The organism is Micromonospora sp. SD12 (genome assembly GCF_052068495.1).
Lineage (GTDB): Bacteria > Actinomycetota > Actinomycetes > Mycobacteriales > Micromonosporaceae > Micromonospora > Micromonospora echinofusca.
On the sequence record NZ_JBQHDF010000003.1, the window covers coordinates 512,396 to 529,855 of the forward strand.

A 17,460-nucleotide genomic window follows, 5' to 3' on the forward strand; every position below is an offset into this window, starting at 1 on the left:
GACGTGACGTGGCCGAGGTGATCCGGGTGCTGCTGGCCGACGACCAGGCGGCGGTACGGGCCGGGCTGGCGCTGGTCCTGGCGGGGGCGGCCGGCGTCGAGGTGGTGGGCGAGGCCGAGGACGGCGCCGAGGCGGTCCGGCTGTGCCGCGAGCTGCGCCCGGACGTCGCCGTGCTGGACGTGCGGATGCCCCGGCTGGACGGCATCTCCGCCACCCGGGAGATCGCCGCCGACCGGCTCGCCGACGTGCTCGTGCTCACCACCTTCGACCTCGACGAGTACGTCTTCGGCGCGCTGCGGGCCGGGGCGGCGGGTTTCGTGCTCAAGGACACCGACGCCGAGGGGCTGGTGGCGGCGGTACGGACGGTCGCGCGGGGCGAGGGGTTCATCGCCCCGGCGGTCACCCGCCGTCTGATCACCGCGTTCGCGGCGACCGCCCCGACCAGCTCCGCCGCGACGCGCGGGGCCGTGGACGCGCTCACCCCCCGGGAGCGCGACGTGCTGGCCTGCCTGGGGCTCGGGTTGTCCAACCAGCAGGTCGCCGACCGGTTGGCGCTGGCCGAGAGCACCACCAAGACCCACGTCAGCCGGATCCTCGCCAAGCTGGACCTGCGCAGTCGGGTGCAGGCCGCCATCCTGGCCCAGGAACTGGGGCTGCCCGCCCCGCCCCCGGCCTGACCTCACCGCCGCCCGTCGTCGCGGCGGCCGGGCCGCCCGGGGCCACGGCAGGCCGGCCACCCGCAGCGGGCGGGCCGCCCGGCGCCCAGGTGCAGGTCGGGGCGTGTCACGCTGGGGCGGTGAGCGAGCCGGGCGGGACGGAACTGTCGGCCACGCTGCGCCGGATCGAACGGGCGGCGGGGGCGCTGGCCAGCGCCAGCGTGGCCCGGATGGACGAGACGCTGCCCTGGTTCCGCGACCTGCCGCCCGACCACCGCTCCTGGGTGATGCTGGTGGCCCAGGCCGGCGCCCGGTCGCTGGTGCAGTGGCTGCGCGACGGCGGCGGCACGGCGGACAGCACCCAGGAGGTCTCGGACGAGGTCTTCGCCACCGCGCCGCAGGCGCTGGCCCGCTCGATCAGCCTCCAGCAGACCGTCGCGCTGGTGAAGGTGATGATCGACGTGGTCGAGGAGCAGGTCTCGCACCTGGCGGCGAAGGGCGAGGAGCAGCAGCTGCGCGAGGCGGTGCTGCGGTTCTCCCGGGAGATCGCCTTCGCCGCCGCCCGCGTGTACGCCCGCGCCGCCGAGTCGCGCGGATCGTGGGACGCCCGGTTGCAGGCGTTGCTGGTGGACGCCCTGCTGCGCGGCGACTCGCCGGACGTGCTGGCGAGCCGCGCGGCGGCACTCGGCTGGGCGGACGCCCCGCCCGTGGCGGTGGCGGTCGGCCGCTCCCCCGGCGGGGAGGTTTCCGCCGTGCTGCACACCGTCCACCGGCAGGCCCGGCGCATCGGCACGGAGGTGATCGGCGGGGTGCACGGCGACCGGCTGGTCATCGTGCTCGGCGGTGCCGCCGACCCGGTCGCGGCCACCGGCAAGCTGCTCGGCACGTTCGGGGACGGGCCGGTGGTGGTCGGTCCGGCCGTGCCGAGCCTGGACGAGGCGACCGAGTCGGCGCGCGCCGCGCTGGCCGGCTTCCGGGCCGCCCCGGCCTGGCCGACCGCGCCCCGACCGGTGCCGGCGGACGACCTGCTGCCGGAGCGGGCGCTGGCCGGGGACGCGGAGGCGCGCCGCCGGCTGCGTCACGACGTCTACGCGGCCCTGGTCCGCGCCGGCGGGGAGCTGCTGGAGACCCTCGACGCCTTCTTCGCGGCCGGCGGCACGCTGGAGAGCGCCGCACGGTCCCTCTTCGTGCATCCGAACACGGTGCGCTACCGGCTGCGGCGGATCTCCGACGTCACCGGCTTCTCGCCGCTCGCGGCGCGCGACGCGTTCGCGCTCCAGGTCGCCCTCACCGTCGGCCGGCTCGACCCGGTGGTCCCGATGGTACCAACCCAGACAATGGCCCCAAGTGTCATCAAAACGCCACACACAGGTGATGATCGCCGCCGATCTTTGTAGGATTCCTCCAAAGGTTCTAGTGCGGTTTGGTCGGAGGCGGCACAGCGCTACCCGCCCGTATCCGGGAGAGTCATAGACGTGCTCGCCGTACTCTCGCCCGGCCAGGGTTCCCAGAAACCCGGCTTCCTGACTCCCTGGCTTGACCTCACCGGCGCCGAGGCGCGCCTGCGCTGGTGGTCCGCGCTGGCCGGGGTCGACCTGGTGCACCTCGGCACCACGGCCGACGCGGACGAGATCAGGGACACCGCGCGGACCCAGCCGCTGCTGGTCGCCGCCGCGCTGCTGGCCGCCGAGCACCTGCCGATGTACGACGTCACGCTCACCGTCGGCCACAGCGTCGGCGAGCTGGGCGCGGCGGCGCTCGCCGGGGTGCTCCCGGCGGAGGCGGCGATCACGCTGGCCGGCGTACGCGGCCGGGAGATGGCCGCCGCCTGCGCGCTGGAGCCCACCGGGATGGCCGCCGTGCTGGGCGGAGACCCGAACGAGGTGCTCGCCTCGATCGCCGCGCACGGGCTGCACCCGGCCAACCGCAACGGCGCCGGCCAGTTCGTCGCCGCCGGCGCCGTCGAGGGGCTGGACAAGCTCGCCGCCGAGCCGCCGACGAAGGCCCGGGTCATCCGCCTGAAGGTGGCCGGCGCCTTCCACACCCCGTACATGGCCCCGGCCGAGACGGCGCTGGCCGCCGTGGCGGCCGGGATCACCCCGACCGACCCGGCCCGGATCCTGCTGTCGAACCTCGACGGCGCCGCGGTCAACCACGGGCGCGACATGGTGCAGCGCCTGGTCCGCCAGGTCACCGCGCCGGTGCGCTGGGACCTCTGCATGCGCACCCTGGCCGACCTCGGGGTGACCGGCGTGATCGAACTGCCCCCGGCCGGCACCCTCGCGGGCCTGGTCAAGCGGGAGCTCAAGGGGGCCGGCGCCCCCGAGGTGGTCACCCTCAACACCCCGGACGACCTGCCCGCCGCCCGGGACCTGATCGCCCGGCACGGGATGGCGCCCAGCCACGAGCCGACCATGCACTTCCGCGTGGTGGTGGCACCGGCGGCCGGCACCTTCGAGCCGGCCCGGGACCTCGCCGAGGGCGACATGCTGCACACCGGCCAGGTCGTCGGCCACGTGGCCACCCGCCAGGGCCCGGTCGAGGTGACCGCGCACGACGACGGTGTGCTCACCGAGTGGCTCGCCCACCACGACGACCCGGTCGCCCCGGGCCAACCGCTCGTCCGCATCGGAGGACACGCATGACCGGCAGCCGGATCGTCGCGCTGGGGCACTACCAGCCCTCCCGGGTGGTCACCAACGACGACATCGCCCAACTCGTCGAGACCAACGACGAGTGGATCCGCGACCGGGTCGGCATCGCCACCCGGCGGATCGCCGACGGCGAGACGGTCGCCGACATGGCCAGCGCCGCCGCCGGCAAGGCGCTCGCCAACTCCGGGCTCACCGCCGCCGACATCGACCTGGTCGTGGTGGCGACGTGCAGCTCCGCCGACCGCAGCCCCAACGTGGCCTGCCGGGTCGCCGCCAAGCTCGGCATCACCGCGCCCGGTGCGTTCGACCTCAACACGGCCTGCTCCGGCTTCGCGTACGCGCTGGGCACCGTCGACCACGCCATCCGGGCCGGCGCCTCGCGCAACGCCCTGGTCATCGGCGCGGAGAAGCTGTCCGACATGGTCGACTGGACCGACCGCTCCACCTGCATCATCTTCGCCGACGGCGCCGGAGCGGCCGTCGTGTCGGCCGTCGCCGACGGCGAGCCCGCCGGCGTCGGCCCGGTGGTCTGGGGCTCGGTGCCGGAGAGGGGCGACGCGGTACGCATCGAGGGCTGGCGCCCGTACATCCAGCAGGAGGGCCAGTCGGTCTTCCGCTGGGCCACCACGGAGCTGGCGCCGCTGGCCCGGCAGGCGTGCGAGCGCGCCGGGGTGGACCCGTCGGAGCTGGCCGCCTTCGTACCGCACCAGGCCAACGCCCGGATCATCGACGGCATCGTCAAGCGGCTCGGCATCCCGAACGCGATCGTCGCCAAGGACATCGTCGAGTCCGGCAACACGTCGGCGGCGAGCGTGCCGCTGGCCCTGTCCAAGCTGGTGGAGCGGCGGGAGGTGCCCTCCGGCGCCCCGGTGCTGCTCTTCGGCTTCGGCGGCGGCCTGACCTACGCCGGTCAGGTCGTCCGCTGCCCCTGAAAGCCCCTCCGGCCGCGTGCCGGGGAGTGACGGCCGGCGTCGTCGGCCGTCGAATGAACCACGATGAGAGGAACCAACCGCAATGACCCGTGACGAGATCACCGCCGGCCTCGCCGAGATCCTCGAAGAGGTTGCCGGGGTGAACCCGGACGACGTGGCCGAGGGGAAGTCCTTCACCGACGACCTGGACGTCGACTCGCTCTCCATGGTGGAGGTCGTGGTGGCGGCCGAGGAGAAGTTCGGCGTCAAGATCCCGGACAACGAGGTGCAGAACCTGAAGACCGTCGGGGACGCCGTCAGCTACATCGAGGCGCAGTCCTGATCATGGCTCACACCGACGTCGTCGTCACCGGGCTCGGCGCGACCACCCCGCTGGGCGGGGACGTCGCGTCGACCTGGGACGCCATGCTCGCCGGCCGCTCCGGGGTGGGTCCGCTCACCCAGGAGTGGGCCGAGCAACTGCCGGTCCGGATCGCCGCCCGGCTCGCGGTCGAGCCGACCGGCCTGATCGACCGGGTCAAGCTCCGCCGGCTCGACCGTTCCGAGGCGATCGCGATCATCGCGGCGCAGCAGGCCTGGGCGGACGCCGGCCTGGCCGACTCCGGGCTGGACCCGGAGCGGCTGGGCGTCAGCGTCGGCTCCGGCATCGGCGGCGCGCTGACGCTGCTCGCCCAGGACGACATCCTGGAGGCGTCCGGCCCCCGGCGGGTCTCCCCGCACACCATCCCGATGCTGATGCCGAACGGACCCGCCGCCTGGGTGGGCCTGGAGCTGGGCGCGAAGGCCGGGGTGCACTCCGTGGCCAGCGCCTGCGCGACCGGCGCCGAGGCGATCGCCCTCGGCATGGACATGATCCGCGCCGGCCGGGCCGACGTGGTGGTGGCCGGCGGCACCGAGGCGGTCATCCACCAGCTGCCCATCGCCGGCTTCAGCTCGATGCGGGCGATGTCGACCCGCAACGACGAGCCGGAGCGGGCCTCCCGCCCGTGGGACAAGGCCCGCGACGGCTTCGTGCTCGGCGAGGGCGCGGGCATCCTGGTGCTGGAGCGGGCGGAGCACGCCGCCGCCCGGGGCGCCCGGGTCTACGCGCGGCTGGCCGGCGCCGGGCTCACCTCCGACGGCTACGACATCGTCCAGCCGCACCCGGAGGGCGAGGGCGCCATCCGGGCGATCGCGAAGGCGATCGCGGACGCGGACATCGCCCGGGCGGACATCGTGCACGTCAACGCGCACGCCACGTCGACCCCGGTCGGCGACGTCGCGGAGATCACCGCGCTGCGGGCGGCGCTGGGCGACCACCCGGTGCTGACCTCGACCAAGTCGATGTCCGGGCACCTGCTGGGCGCGGCGGGCGCGCTGGAGTCGATCGCCACCATCCTGGCGATACGCGACGGTGTCGTACCGCCGACGATCAACCTGGACGACCCCGACGACGGGCTCAGTCTGGACGTGGCCGCCAACGAGGCGCGCCACATGGACATCCCCGCCGCGCTGAACAACTCGTTCGGCTTCGGCGGCCACAACGTGGCTCTCGTCTTCACGCGGGCCTGAGACCACTGCCATGGAGGCACACGTGAGCACCACCGCCGTCGGCGTGGACGCATCTTCCGTCGTCGACCACCGGGATCCGGAGGTTCGGCTCCGGGCGCTGTTCGACGCGGGATCGTTGCGGCTGTCGGTGCCCCGCGACACCTCGGGCGTGCTGTGGGCGCGCGGCGAGATCGAGGGTTCGCCGGTCGTCGCGTACGCCACGGACGCGACGCGGATGGGCGGGGCGATGGGCACCGAGGGGTGCCGGCACGTCGTGGACGCCATCGACACCGCCGTACGCGAACGGGTGCCGGTGGTGGGGCTGTGGCACTCGGGCGGGGCGCGGTTGGCCGAGGGCGTGGTCGCCCTGGACGCCGTGGGCCAGGTCTTCGCGGCGATGGTGCGTGCCTCGGGGCGGGTGCCGCAGATCTCCACGGTGCTCGGTCCGGCGGCCGGTGGCGCCGCGTACGGGCCGGCACTGACCGACATCGTGGTGATGAGCGGCGCGGGCCGGATCTTCGTGACCGGCCCGGAGGTGGTCCGCAGCGTCACCGGCGAGCAGGTCGACATGGCGCGTCTCGGTGGGCCCGAGCCGCACGGCCGCCGCTCCGGGGTGGTCCACGTGACCTGCGCCGACGACGAGTCGGCGATCACCGAGTCGCGCCGGCTCGCCGCGTTGCTGGGCCGGCAGGGGCGCCTGTCGCCCGACGACGTGTCCGCCCAGGACGAGGGGGGACACGACCTGGCGGCGAGGATGCCGGCGGAGCCGAACCGGGCCTACGACGTCAAGCCGGTGGTCAAGGCGCTGCTGGACGCCCCCGGCGTGGAGCTGCACGCCAAGTGGGCCCCCAACGTCGTGACCACCCTGGGTCGCTTCGCCGGGCGCACCGTCGGCGTCGTCGCGAACAACCCGCTGCGCCTGGGCGGCTGCCTGGACGCGTCCAGCGCCGAGAAGGCCGCCCGGTTCGTGCGCATGTGCGACTCCCTCGGCGTACCGCTGATCGTCCTGGTCGACGTCCCCGGCTACCTGCCCGGCCTGGGCCAGGAGTGGGACGGCGTCGTCCGCCGCGGCGCGAAGCTCCTGCACGCGTTCGCCGAGGCCGTCGTGCCCCGGGTCACCCTGGTCACCCGCAAGGCGTACGGCGGGGCGTACATCGCGATGAACTCCCGTTCCCTGGGCGCCACCGCCGTGTTCGCCTGGCCCAACGCCGAGGTCGCCGTCATGGGCGCCGGCGCCGCGGTCAACATCCTGCACCGCAAGAAGCTGGCCGCCGTGCCCGCCGAGGAACGCGAGACGCTGCGCGCACAGCTCGTCGAGGAGCAGACCCGCATCGCGGGCGGCGTCAACCGGGCCCTGGAGATCGGCGTGGTGGACGACGTCATCACCCCCGCCGAGACGCGCCGCCGCATCGCCGAGGCCCTCGCCGCCGCCCCGGCGGCCCGGGGCGCGCACGGCAACATCCCCCTGTAGGGCCGCGCGGAGGCTGCGGGGCCGGCCGTTGATTTTCCGAAGTGCGGGGTCGGAGGACCTGGCAGGCGCGTGGCGCCGACGAACCACCGCGCCGCGGTGCTGATACCTCTGCGGCATGAAGATACCGCCGTGGTATCGCAACGCGGCGACGACACGCCGGTCGTCCAGGCTCTGGTCACCGGCTCGACCGGCCACGCGGCCGGGCACGGTGCAAGGCACAGAACGCATCACGACGTACCGCCGGGAGGGCCCGCGCTCGGGTGAGCGCCGGCCCTCCCGCGTCGCTCAGCCCTGGTTGCGGGGATGTCGGCGGGCGGTCCGCTCGTTGCCCCGACGGTAGTTGCCGGTCCACCGGGCCATGACGAGCTGCGGATCGCCGTCGACCTCGGCGAGGAACTCCGCCGCCCGGCCGCCCCGCAGGGTGCCCGCCGCCCGGCCGTGGTGGGTGATCACCACCGTGCCGTCCGACCGCTCGACGTACGCGAAACCCTCAGCCGTTCCCATCTGCGCGAGGGTGCCAGGTGGGGCGGCCGAACGCGACTCGGTTTCCCGCTTGACTCTCCAGCGGCTGGAGGCAGGAGGCTCTTGGACGTGGACGACCACACCGACCTGTTCACCATCGGGCAGCTCGCCCGCCGGACCGGCCTCTCCGTCCGGACGATCCGTTTCTGGTCCGACCTCGACCTGCTCCCGCCCACCGCGCGCTCCACCGGCGGTTACCGGCTCTACGACGCGGCGGCCGTGGCCCGGCTGGACCTCGTTCGGAGCCTGCGGGAGCTGGGGATCGGCCTGGACGACGTCCGCCGGATCCTCCAGCGGCGGACGAGCGTGCGGGAGGTGGCGCGGGCGCACAGCCGCGCCCTGGACGCCGAGATCCGCACGCTGCGGCTGCGCCGGGCGGTGCTGCGGTCGGTCGCCCGACGTGGCAGTACGACCGAGGAGTTGAGACTGATGAACGACCTGGCCCGCCTCTCCGCCCGGGAGCGGCAGCGGATCATCGACGAGTTCGTCGCCGAGGTCTTCGGCGGAGTGGAGCCCGGCCCCGACGGCGACGGGCTGGCCCGCGCCATGCGGACGCTCCCCACCGACCTGCCCGACGAGCCCACCGACGAGGAGGTGGACGCCTGGGTCGAGCTGGCCGAACTGGTCGCCGACCCGGCCTTCCGGCTGCGGGTACGGGCGATGGCGGTGGCCGGGGCGGCGGCGACGTCCCCGCCGCCGGCGATGCCCTCCATCGAGCCGGCGCGCGCCGCGCTCGCCGCCGGGATCGCCCCGGACTCCGGGCGGGCGCGGGCGGTGCTCCACGAGATGGTGGACCCGGGGCTGTCCCGCGCCGAACGGCTCGCGCTCGCCGACGGCATCGCGGCCTTCACCGACCGGCAGGTGGAGCGGTACTGGCAGCTGATCGGGGTGCTCAACCGGCGGCCCCCGTTCCCGCCCTCGGTGCCCGCCGTGGAGTGGCTGGTGGCCGCCCTGCGCGCGACGCCGTAGATCAACCGGGTTGACGGCATCGGTCCGCGCCGCTTTGATGAGCCGGCTCTCGTCGTCAACGGGGAATGGACACCATGGAACGTCGTACCCGCGTCGCCGTGCTCGCGGCGCTCACCATCGGACTGACCGGCGGCTGCGCCGACGGCAAGGAGGAGCCGCCCTCGGCCGGCACCTCCCCGTCGGCCTCACCGAGCGCCACCGCCTCGCCGGTGACGCCCGGACCGCCCTGGCACGACGAGGTGGCGGCTGCCGCCGCCGGCACCACGATCGGCGGGAAGGGCACGCCCTGCGAGCTGCCGGTCACCTTCTCCGTGCCGGCGCGGTGGAAGGTCGAGGCGGTGAAGGGCTCGGCGGAGTTCGGCGAGGCCCGCCTCGGCAAGGCCCTCATGCTGTGCGAGATCGACGCCCGGCCGGCCGGCTCGATCGGGTTCCTCCGCGTGTGGCGGGTCGACGGGGTCGCCGGCGGCGCCGAGGCGCACCTGAAGCACTTCCTCGACGCGTACTCGCCGAAGGCGGCGGACGCGGAGTACCGGCGGCTCAAGGCCGGCACCCTCGACGCCGTCGAGGCGAGCTACCCCAGGAAGGACGGCGGCGCGGTCAACGACCGGGCCGTCGCGGTCTCCTCCCTCTACGGGCCGATCGTGCTGAGCCTGGACACTCCGGAACCCACGGAGCTGCTGCCCGCGTACCAGTTGGTGAAGCAGTCGGCCCGGATCAACCGCGACTGACGCCGCTCAGGCGCCGCAGGTCGTGGCGGGCAGGCCGCTCACCGGCACCGGGGAGCGGCCGTCGGGGCGGGCCTTGCCGGCCAGCACCCCGGCGAGGGCGGTCATCGACGCCCGGCTGGACGAGTAGGTCGCCAGCAGGGTCGGCGACTTGGCCTTCGCCAGCACGTACGGAGTGTCCATGGCGACCGTGACGGCGGCGTCGGCGCGCAGGTCGCCGGCGCCGTCGCCGTACCCGACGAGGTGCACCACCGTGCCGCCACGGGCCACCACCTCGACCCCGGCCGCCCTGAGCGCCTCGGTCAGCGCCGCCCGGGTGTGCTCGCGCCCGCCGGAGGCGGTCACGGTCACCGGGCCCCGTACGCCGCCGCCGCAGGCGCCGCGCAGCACCGTCACCGCCGCCGCGGCCAGGTCCTCCGCCGCCTTGCGGTGCGCCGGGCCGGCCAGCGTGGACAGCTCGGGCGTGGGCCGGTCGGCCAGCTTGAACTTCATCGTCAGCACCCGGGTCGCGGCCTCGACGAGGCGGGTCCGGGGCAGCGAGCCGTCGCGGAGCGCGGCGAGCAGCCCGTCGTACGCCTGACGGACGTTCGGCGGCATCAGGATCAGGTCGTTGCCCGCCTTCAGCGCCCGCACGGCGGCCTCGCCCGGCGACCAGCGCTTGGCCGGCGGCATGTTCATCCCGTCGGTGATCACCACGCCCTGGAAGCCGAGCTGGCCGCGGAGCACGCCGGTGAGCAGCTTGTGCGAGAAGGTCGCCGCGGTGCCCGGGTCCACCGACCGCGCGTCGAGGTGGGCGGACATCACGGCCATCGTGCCCGCGTCGATGGCGGCGGAGAAGGGCGGCCACGCCCCGGTCTCCAGCGTCTTCCTGGGCTGGTCGAGCACCGGCAGACCCTCGTGCGAGTCGGCGGCGCTGTGCCCGTGCCCGGGGAAGTGCTTGACGGTGGCCGCGACGCCGGCGGCCTGCAGGCCCCGTACCGCGCCGGCGACCTGCCCCGCCGCCACCTTCGGGTCCGCCCCGTACGACCGGGAGCCGATCACCGTACTGCGGGTGACGAGCACGTCGGCGACGGGGGCGAAGTCGAGGTTGATGCCCATCGCGGCGAGTTCGGCGCCGGCCGCCCGCCAGGCGGCCTCGGTCAGCTCCGGTCGTCCGGCGGCACCGGCGGCGAGGGCGCTGGGCAGCAGGGTCACGCCGTCGGTGATCCGGGTGACGACGCCGTGCTCCTGGTCGGTCCCGACCAGGAAGGGCGCCGGCCCGGCGGGCAGCCGGCCGGCGGCAGCGCGCAGGCCGTCGGTCAGCGCGCGGACCTGCTTCGGGTTGTCGACGTTGGTCGTCTCCTGGTTGCCCTTGGTGGGGTCGTCGGCGCTGAAGCCGACCAGGATCAGCCCGCCGAGCCGGTACTTCTCGACCATCTGGGCGGGGGTGTCCACGCCGGCCAGCGCCTGGTTGCCGGCCGCCGAGCCGGGCGAGACCCGGGTGGCCGCGTCGCCGTAGGCGTACGGCATCAGCACCTGCCCCACGAGGTCCTCGTCGGCCAGCGAGGCCACGAGGGCGGCGGCGCGGGCGGCGGGGTCGGCGCCGGGGACGCTCGCGGTGGGTGCCGGGGTGGCCGTCGGGGCGGCGGCGCTCGTGGGCGTCGGGTCGGGGCGGCGCTCCGCCGGCCGGGAGCATCCGGAGACGAGCAGCGCGGTCAGGACGGCGAGCGCGACGCCGGCACGTCGCGGGGTAGTCGACACGCGGCCCATCCCACCAGTTCGCCCGTTATCGGGGCAACTTGACCTTCACCCCATCGGATGAGTCGGCCCCGGTCCGGGCCGTGGTGTCAGCCGACGCGGGTGAGCAGGGTCACCGGCGCGCCGTCGCCGGCGTACCGGTAGGGCTCCAGTTCCGCGTCCCACGCCGTGCCGAGCGCCTTGTCGAGGGCGTGCGCGAGGGCCTCCGGCGCCCGCGCGCCCGCCATGATGCTGCGCAGCCGGTCCTCGCCGAGCTGGATGTCGCCGGCCGCCCCGACGGTCGCCCGGAACAGGCCCCGTCCGGGCACGTACATGAAGCGCTCGCCGTCGGCGCCGGGGCTGGGTTCCTCGGTGACCTCGAAACGGATCATGGGCCACTGCCGGAGGGCAGCAGCCAGCTCGGCGCCCGTCCCCGGGCGACCGGTCCACCCGCACTCGGCCCGGCGGGCGCCGGGGTCGACGGGCTGAGCCGTCCACTGCAGGTTGACCGGCGCGGCGAGGACGCGCGCGATCGCCCACTCGACGTGTGAGCACACGGCGAGCGGGGTCGAGTGGACGTATACGACGCCACGCGTTGGCACGGTGACCTCCCGGAGAGCGAGGTGCGTCTTCCCCTACGACCTCGACCACCCGAGTGGTTGCTGGAACACATGATGACTGGTGTGACGGATGGTGCGCCAGGGAATCGGAAAATTCGCGGTCGGAATAGTCGGACGGGTGCCCCGGTTGACCCCTCACGACGCGATGACCAGCCAGGGACCGTGTTCGTGTACAGTTCCATCGGCGGCCTGTGCCGCGCACATCTTCGCGGGCGCACCCAGCAGGGTGACACCCGCACAGCCCCCGGACGTTCCGTCCTCCCGTACGTCTTGCAAGGAGTACCTCCGTGGCGAGCAACACCTCTAAGACCGCGCGCGCGTCAGTCCGGGCCGGCCAGGCTGGCCAGGGTGGCGCCCTCAGCGTGCTGGGCGAGTTCAAGTACGTCATCCCGCTCAACGGCGGCAAGCACGCCTACGTGCGGAACCTGACCAACGGCAAGACCGCGCACCTGCGCACCGACTCCGAGGCCTTCGTCGAGGAGATCCGGGTGCTGGCCGCCGCCGGCCACGCCGCGAAGATCCGGGCCGAGCTCAACAACCTCAACGCCACCCACCCGGGTGACGGCTGGGACGCCACCGAGAAGCGCCTCGTCGAGGCCGGCGTCTTCGAGGGCTGAGCCCCTCCCCCACGCGACACCGCGACCGCCCGTCGGGACCATCCCGGCGGGCGGTCGCGCGTCTGCGGACCCTCACGTCTCCAGCAGGGCCACCTCGCCGGTCGCCAGGTCGTAGAGGGCACCGACCACCGCCAGCCGGCCGGCGGCGACCGGGGCGGCGAGCAGGGCGTCGGCGCGCAGGGCGCGCACCGTACGCAGCACGTGCCGCCGGATCGCCAACGGATGCACCCGGGGGTCGTCGACGCCCACCTCGGTCACCGCCGGGGCGATCTGCTCGACGAGGTGGGCCAGCGAGCCGCCCGGCGACCGCCCGCCGCGCAGCGTGTCCACGGTCGAGGCCACCGCGCCGCACCGCTCGTGCCCGAGCACCACCACCAGCCGTACGCCCAGCTCACCCACCACGTACTCGATGGAGCCGAGCACCGCCCGGTCGAGCACGTGCCCGCCGGTGCGGATCACGCAGATCGAGCCGAAGGTCTGGTCGAAGATCGCCTCCAGCGGCACCCGCGAGTCGATGCAACCGAGGAGCACCGCGTACGGCTGCTGGTCGCCGGAGGCCGCCGCGGCGGCCGCGGTGACGTCGTGGCCGTGGATCGGCTGGCCGCTGACGAAGCGGCGGTTGCCGGCGAGCAGCTCGGCCAGCGCGGCGCGGGGCGACCCCATGCCCTCAGCTTGGCGGGCCCCCGGGAGGTCCGGAGCGGGTTGCGAATCTTCTCACCGACCCGGTTGTCGTGGTCTCATGACGGGTAGCCGGTGTTACCACCGGGTATCCCCGGTGTTGCGGTTCCGTGCGGCCCTGGGGAGGTGACGATGCCGGAGCACGTCGAGGTGCGTCTTCCCGACGACGTACGCCTGCACGTCGAGGCGGCCGGACCGGCCGACGCCGAGGTCACGGTCGTGCTGCTGCACGGCTGGACGCTCGACGGGCGCGCCTGGCACCGGCAGCTCGCCGACCTGCGGCGACGGTTCGCCGACGCGGTGCGGGTGGTGACCTACGACGCGCGCGGGCACGGCCGGTCGAGCTGCATGGCGCTGCCCACCGCCACCGTGGCCCAGCTCGGCGACGACCTCGCCGCGGTGCTGGACGAGGTGGCGCCGACCGGCCGCGTCGTGCTGGTCGGCCACTCGATGGGCGGCATGACGATCATGGAGTACGCGCACCGCCACCCCGGGCACTTCGCCGCCCGGACGGCCGGGCTGGTCTTCGTCTCCACCACCGCCGAGGGCCACACGCACACCGTCTACGGCCTCTCGCCGCGCATCGCCCGGTTGATCCGGCTCGCCGAGACCACCGGGGCCGGCGTACTGGCCCGGTGCGGGTCCTGGCGGCCGCCCCGGGCGCTGCTGCGGGCGCTGCGTCCCAGCATCCGCTGGATGCTCTTCGGCGACCGCTGCGACCCGCACGACATCCGGCTGGTCACCTCGGCGGTGGCCCGGGCCTCCCTGCGTTCGATCGGCGGGTTCCGCGCCTCCATCGGCGCGCAGCACCGGTTGGACACCCTCACCGCGCTGGCCCACCTGCCGGCGGCGGCCCTGGTCGGCGACCGGGACCGGCTCACCCCGCCGCCCTGCGCCGAGTCGATCGCCGCCGCGCTGCCGGCGACCGAACTGACCGTCTGCCCGGGTGCCGGGCACATGCTCATGATGGAGCGGCCCGACGAGGTCAACGAGGCGCTGGGCGGGGTGCTCCGGCGCGTACTCGCCACCCCCGGCGCCACCGCCGCCATCCGGGCGGACTGACCCGGGCGCGGCCCCGCGGGGCGTGACGCGGGTTCCTTTCCCGCACCGGTCGCGCCGCTGGTTGCGCGCGGGCCGTACCCTCTTGCGGTTGGCCTGGCGCGGTTGGCGCGGTTCGCGCCGCCCGCCGCCGACGTCAGGAGGAGCGAGCGGTGACCGACCAGACCACCCTGGAACAGGAGATCGCCGTCGAGCAGCGGCATCTCGACCGGGTGTACGCCCGACTGGCCGAGCTGCGCCGGTCGGCGGTCAGCGCCGAGAAGGAGGGCTACCGGCTCGCCCGGGTGGGCAACTTCGGGGCGCTGGTCGAACGGGACGCGATGGTGTTCCACGCCGCGCGGCGGCGGCACATGCTCGACGCCGAGCACGAGGGCCTGGTCTTCGGCCGGCTGGACCTGCTGGACCGGCAGGTGCTGCACGTCGGGCGGCTCGGCATCCGCGACGACGACGCCTCCACGCTGGTGGTCGACTGGCGCGCCCCGGCGGCCGCCGCCTTCTACCAGGCCACCCCCGCGCAGCCGCTGGGCGTGGTGCGGCGCCGCACGATCCAGTCCTCCGCCGAGCGGGTCACCCGCATCGAGGACGACCTGCTCGACCCCGTCGCGGCCCCCGCCGACATGGCGGTCGTCGGCGACGGCGCGCTGCTGGCCACGCTGTCGAAGGCCACCGGCCGGGGCATGCGCGACATCGTGGCCACCATCCAGCGGGAGCAGGACGAGGCGATCCGCTCCCCCGGCTCGGGCGTGACGATCGTGTCCGGCGGCCCGGGCACCGGGAAGACGGCCGTCGCCCTGCACCGGGCCGCGTACCTGCTCTATTCCGACCGCAGCCGGTTCGCCGGTGGCGGCATCCTGGTGGTGGGCCCGTCCTCGGTCTTCGTCGAGTACATCGCCTCGGTGCTGCCCTCGCTCGGCGAGGACACCGCCACCCTGCACTCGCTGGGCACGCTCTTCGCGGGCATGACGGCCACCCGTACCGATGGACCGGCCGTGGCGGCGGTCAAGGGCTCCCTGCGGATGCGACGGGTGCTGGAGCGGGCGGTCCGGGACGCGGTGCCGGACGGCCCGACCGAGCTGCGCCTGCTCTACCGGGGCGCGCTGCTCCGGCTGGAGCGCCGCGAGCTGGACGGCATCCGGGACCGGGCGATGCCTCGCGGCGCCCGGCGCAACGAGGTGCGCCGGGCCGGCTTCGACGGGGTCTTCGCGGCGCTCTGGGCGCAGGCCCGCAGGTTGGGCGTCGGCCGGCTGCCCGAGCAGCGCGCGTTCGAGGACGAGATCGCCGAGCGGCCGGAGTTCCGGGAGTTCCTCAAGGCGTGGTGGCCCCGGCTGCACCCCCGGCACGTGCTGGGCTGGCTGGCCCGCCCGGACCGGTTGCACCGCTACGCCGCCGGCATCCTGTCCCGCGCCGAGATCCGGCTGCTGGCCGACGCGTACCGCAGCCTCGACACCGCCGGGCTGACGATCGCCGACATCGCGCTGCTCGACGAGCTGGACGCCCTGCTCGGCAAGCCGATGAAGCCCGCCCGGGCGAAGCGGGACCCGTTCCAGCTGGCCGGCGGCGTCCGCGAGCTGAGCACCTTCGCCGACCGGCAGCGCGCCGCCCGCGAGGCGGCCCGGGAACGCCCGGAGGACTACCGGGAGTACGCGCACGTGGTGGTCGACGAGTCGCAGGACGTCTCGCCGATGCAGTGGCGCATGATCGGCCGGCGCGGCCGGTTGGCCTCCTGGACCGTGGTGGGCGACCCGGCCCAGACGGCGTGGACGGGCGAGGCGGAGGAGCTGACCCGGGCCCGGGACCAGGCGTTGGGCCGGCGCAAGCGGCACCACTTCACCCTCACCACCAACTACCGCAACTCGGCGGAGATCTTCGCGGTGGCGGCGGCCGAGATCCGCCGGCTGCATCCGGACCTCCCGCTGCCCAGGGCGGTGCGGTCCACCGGCGTCGACCCGGTCGCGCTGGTGGTGCCGCCGGCGGAGCTGGAGACAGCCGCCACGGCGGCGACCACGGCGCTGCTCGCCGAGGTCGAGGGCACGGTCGGCGTGATCACGCCCGTGCCCCGCCGCGACGAGGTCGCCGGCTGGCTGGCCGGCCTGGCCGCGCCGCGCCTTCAGGTGGTGACCAGCCTGGAGGCCAAGGGCATGGAGTACGACGGGGTCGTCCTCGTCGCCCCGAGCGAGATCCGGGCCGACCCGGGGTCGGGCGTACGGACGCTCTACGTGGCGCTGTCCCGGGCCACCCAGCGGCTGACCACCGTCGACCCGACCGGCTGAGGATCCGTTACTTGCATACATAGCGATGTGAGCATAAATTGAACGCGAATCCGGACCCCCAGAGGGAGGATGGGCGCGTGGGCGCAGGTCATGACCACCACCACGGGTCGGTGGCGAACGCCGCACACCGCCACCGGGGCCGCCTCTGGGCGGCGTTCGGTCTGCTCGCCGGCCTGATGGTGGTGGAGGCGGTGGCCGCCTTCCGGACAGGCTCGCTGGCCCTGCTCAGCGACGCCGGGCACATGTTCACCGACGTGCTCGGCATCGGCATGGCGCTCGCCGCGATCTCGGCGACCCGGCGGGCGGGCGGCGATCCGCAGCGCACGTTCGGCCTCTACCGGCTGGAGGTGCTCGCCGCCCTGGCCAACGCCGTGCTGCTCTCCGGCGTCGCGGTCTACGTCGTGATCGAGGCGGTACGCCGCTTCGGCGACCCGCCGGAGGTGCTGGCCGGCCCGATGCTGGTGGTCGCCGTACTCGGCCTGCTCGCCAACATCGGCGCCTTCGCCCTGCTGCGCTCGGGGGCGAAGGAGAGCATCAACGTCCACGGCGCGTACCTGGAGGTCCTCGGCGACCTGCTGGGGTCACTCGGCGTGATCGCGGCGGCCCTGCTGATCACCACCACCGGCTGGTGGTGGGCCGACCCGCTGGTGGCCGTCGCGATCGGGCTGTTCATCCTGCCGCGCACCTGGCGGCTCGGGCGGGCGGCGCTGCGCATCCTGGTCCAGGCCGCGCCGGAGCACCTCCAGGTCACGGCCGTGCACGACCGGCTGGCCGCCGTGCCCGGCGTCGCCGAGGTGCACGACCTGCACGTCTGGACGCTGACCTCCGGGATGGAGGTGGCCTCGGCGCACCTGACCATGACACCCGACGCGGAGGTCGGCGCGGTGCTGGGCGCCGCCCGGGCCGCCCTGCACGACGACTTCCAGATCGAGCACGCCACGTTGCAGATCGAGCCGGGAGCGTCGCCAGGGGCTTGCGGGGCGGTCGAGTGGTAATGAGGACAACCTTAAATCTGGGAGAGTATTGTTGCCTTATGCCGGA

17 protein-coding genes are annotated in these 17,460 nt (G+C 74.7%); 13 read left to right on the top strand and 4 right to left on the bottom strand.

Annotation, left to right across the window (positions count from 1 at the left end; all coding sequences use genetic code 11):
* The first annotated feature begins 17 nt into the window (after positions 1 to 17).
* The 7 genes from ACTMS2_RS09340 to ACTMS2_RS09370 all read left to right on the top strand — a co-directional run bounded on the left by ACTMS2_RS09340 (position 18) and on the right by ACTMS2_RS09370 (position 7,243).
* Complete coding sequence (locus ACTMS2_RS09340; protein WP_441175147.1) at positions 18 to 677, top strand: response regulator; 660 nt, start codon at positions 18 to 20, stop codon at positions 675 to 677.
* An 89-nt stretch (positions 678 to 766) separates the two neighbouring features.
* Positions 767 to 2,053, top strand: a complete 1,287-nt coding sequence (locus ACTMS2_RS09345) for a PucR family transcriptional regulator (RefSeq protein WP_441175042.1) — start codon at positions 767 to 769, stop codon at positions 2,051 to 2,053.
* 78 nt (positions 2,054 to 2,131) lie between these two features.
* A complete protein-coding gene (locus tag ACTMS2_RS09350; protein ID WP_441175043.1) occupies positions 2,132 to 3,301 on the top strand; it encodes an acyltransferase domain-containing protein in 1,170 nt (389 codons plus the stop codon).
* Positions 3,298 to 4,242, top strand: coding sequence for a beta-ketoacyl-ACP synthase III (locus ACTMS2_RS09355; RefSeq protein ID WP_357722071.1), 945 nt, complete (start codon positions 3,298 to 3,300; stop codon positions 4,240 to 4,242). The genes ACTMS2_RS09350 and ACTMS2_RS09355 overlap by 4 nt, the downstream gene beginning before the upstream one ends.
* 82 nt (positions 4,243 to 4,324) lie before the next feature.
* Complete coding sequence (locus tag ACTMS2_RS09360; RefSeq protein WP_007072348.1) at positions 4,325 to 4,564, top strand: acyl carrier protein; 240 nt, start codon at positions 4,325 to 4,327, stop codon at positions 4,562 to 4,564.
* Positions 4,565 to 4,566: 2 nt separating this feature from the next.
* On the top strand, positions 4,567 to 5,793 hold the full coding sequence (gene fabF / locus ACTMS2_RS09365) for a beta-ketoacyl-ACP synthase II (RefSeq protein WP_441175044.1): 1,227 nt from the start codon (positions 4,567 to 4,569) through the stop codon (positions 5,791 to 5,793).
* A 10-nt stretch (positions 5,794 to 5,803) separates the two neighbouring features.
* Positions 5,804 to 7,243 (top strand): acyl-CoA carboxylase subunit beta, encoded by a 1,440-nt coding sequence (locus tag ACTMS2_RS09370; RefSeq protein ID WP_441175045.1) that lies wholly within the window; start codon positions 5,804 to 5,806, stop codon positions 7,241 to 7,243.
* 285 nt (positions 7,244 to 7,528) lie between these two features.
* Here the strand turns inward: ACTMS2_RS09370 and ACTMS2_RS09375 are convergent, their stop codons facing one another.
* Positions 7,529 to 7,747, bottom strand: coding sequence for a hypothetical protein (locus ACTMS2_RS09375; protein WP_250100938.1), 219 nt, complete (start codon positions 7,745 to 7,747; stop codon positions 7,529 to 7,531).
* An 87-nt stretch (positions 7,748 to 7,834) separates the two neighbouring features.
* Between ACTMS2_RS09375 and ACTMS2_RS09380 the strand changes: the two genes are divergently transcribed.
* Both ACTMS2_RS09380 and ACTMS2_RS09385 read left to right on the top strand, forming a co-directional pair.
* Complete coding sequence (locus ACTMS2_RS09380) at positions 7,835 to 8,734, top strand: helix-turn-helix domain-containing protein (protein WP_441175046.1); 900 nt, start codon at positions 7,835 to 7,837, stop codon at positions 8,732 to 8,734.
* A 74-nt stretch (positions 8,735 to 8,808) separates the two neighbouring features.
* Entirely contained in the window at positions 8,809 to 9,462 is a 654-nt protein-coding gene (locus tag ACTMS2_RS09385; RefSeq protein WP_441175047.1) for a lipoprotein, read from the top strand.
* Between the two features lie 6 nt (positions 9,463 to 9,468).
* On the opposite strand, the gene ACTMS2_RS09390 is transcribed toward ACTMS2_RS09385, so the two are convergent.
* Both ACTMS2_RS09390 and ACTMS2_RS09395 read right to left on the bottom strand, forming a co-directional pair.
* A complete protein-coding gene (locus ACTMS2_RS09390) occupies positions 9,469 to 11,208 on the bottom strand; it encodes a glycoside hydrolase family 3 protein (RefSeq protein WP_441175048.1) in 1,740 nt (579 codons plus the stop codon).
* A 77-nt stretch (positions 11,209 to 11,285) separates the two neighbouring features.
* The gene (locus ACTMS2_RS09395) at positions 11,286 to 11,777 is read right to left on the bottom strand and encodes a DUF3145 domain-containing protein (RefSeq protein WP_111133972.1); all 492 of its coding nucleotides are present in this window, start codon (positions 11,775 to 11,777) and stop codon (positions 11,286 to 11,288) included.
* A gap of 305 nt (positions 11,778 to 12,082) precedes the next feature.
* Between ACTMS2_RS09395 and ACTMS2_RS09400 the strand changes: the two genes are divergently transcribed.
* Entirely contained in the window at positions 12,083 to 12,412 is a 330-nt protein-coding gene (locus tag ACTMS2_RS09400) for a hypothetical protein (protein ID WP_101412235.1), read from the top strand.
* Positions 12,413 to 12,484: 72 nt separating this feature from the next.
* On the opposite strand, the gene ACTMS2_RS09405 is transcribed toward ACTMS2_RS09400, so the two are convergent.
* On the bottom strand, positions 12,485 to 13,075 hold the full coding sequence (locus tag ACTMS2_RS09405; RefSeq protein WP_441175049.1) for a carbonic anhydrase: 591 nt from the start codon (positions 13,073 to 13,075) through the stop codon (positions 12,485 to 12,487).
* Between the two features lie 147 nt (positions 13,076 to 13,222).
* Here ACTMS2_RS09405 and ACTMS2_RS09410 point away from each other — a divergent pair, with 147 nt between their 5' ends.
* The 3 genes from ACTMS2_RS09410 (at position 13,223) to ACTMS2_RS09420 (ending at position 17,414) form a co-directional block, all read left to right on the top strand.
* Positions 13,223 to 14,152, top strand: coding sequence for an alpha/beta fold hydrolase (locus tag ACTMS2_RS09410; RefSeq protein WP_441175050.1), 930 nt, complete (start codon positions 13,223 to 13,225; stop codon positions 14,150 to 14,152).
* A 149-nt stretch (positions 14,153 to 14,301) separates the two neighbouring features.
* A complete protein-coding gene (locus ACTMS2_RS09415) occupies positions 14,302 to 16,419 on the top strand; it encodes a HelD family protein (protein ID WP_441175051.1) in 2,118 nt (705 codons plus the stop codon).
* Positions 16,420 to 16,496: 77 nt separating this feature from the next.
* Positions 16,497 to 17,414, top strand: a complete 918-nt coding sequence (locus ACTMS2_RS09420) for a cation diffusion facilitator family transporter (protein WP_441175052.1) — start codon at positions 16,497 to 16,499, stop codon at positions 17,412 to 17,414.
* The last annotated feature ends 46 nt before the right edge of the window (positions 17,415 to 17,460 follow it).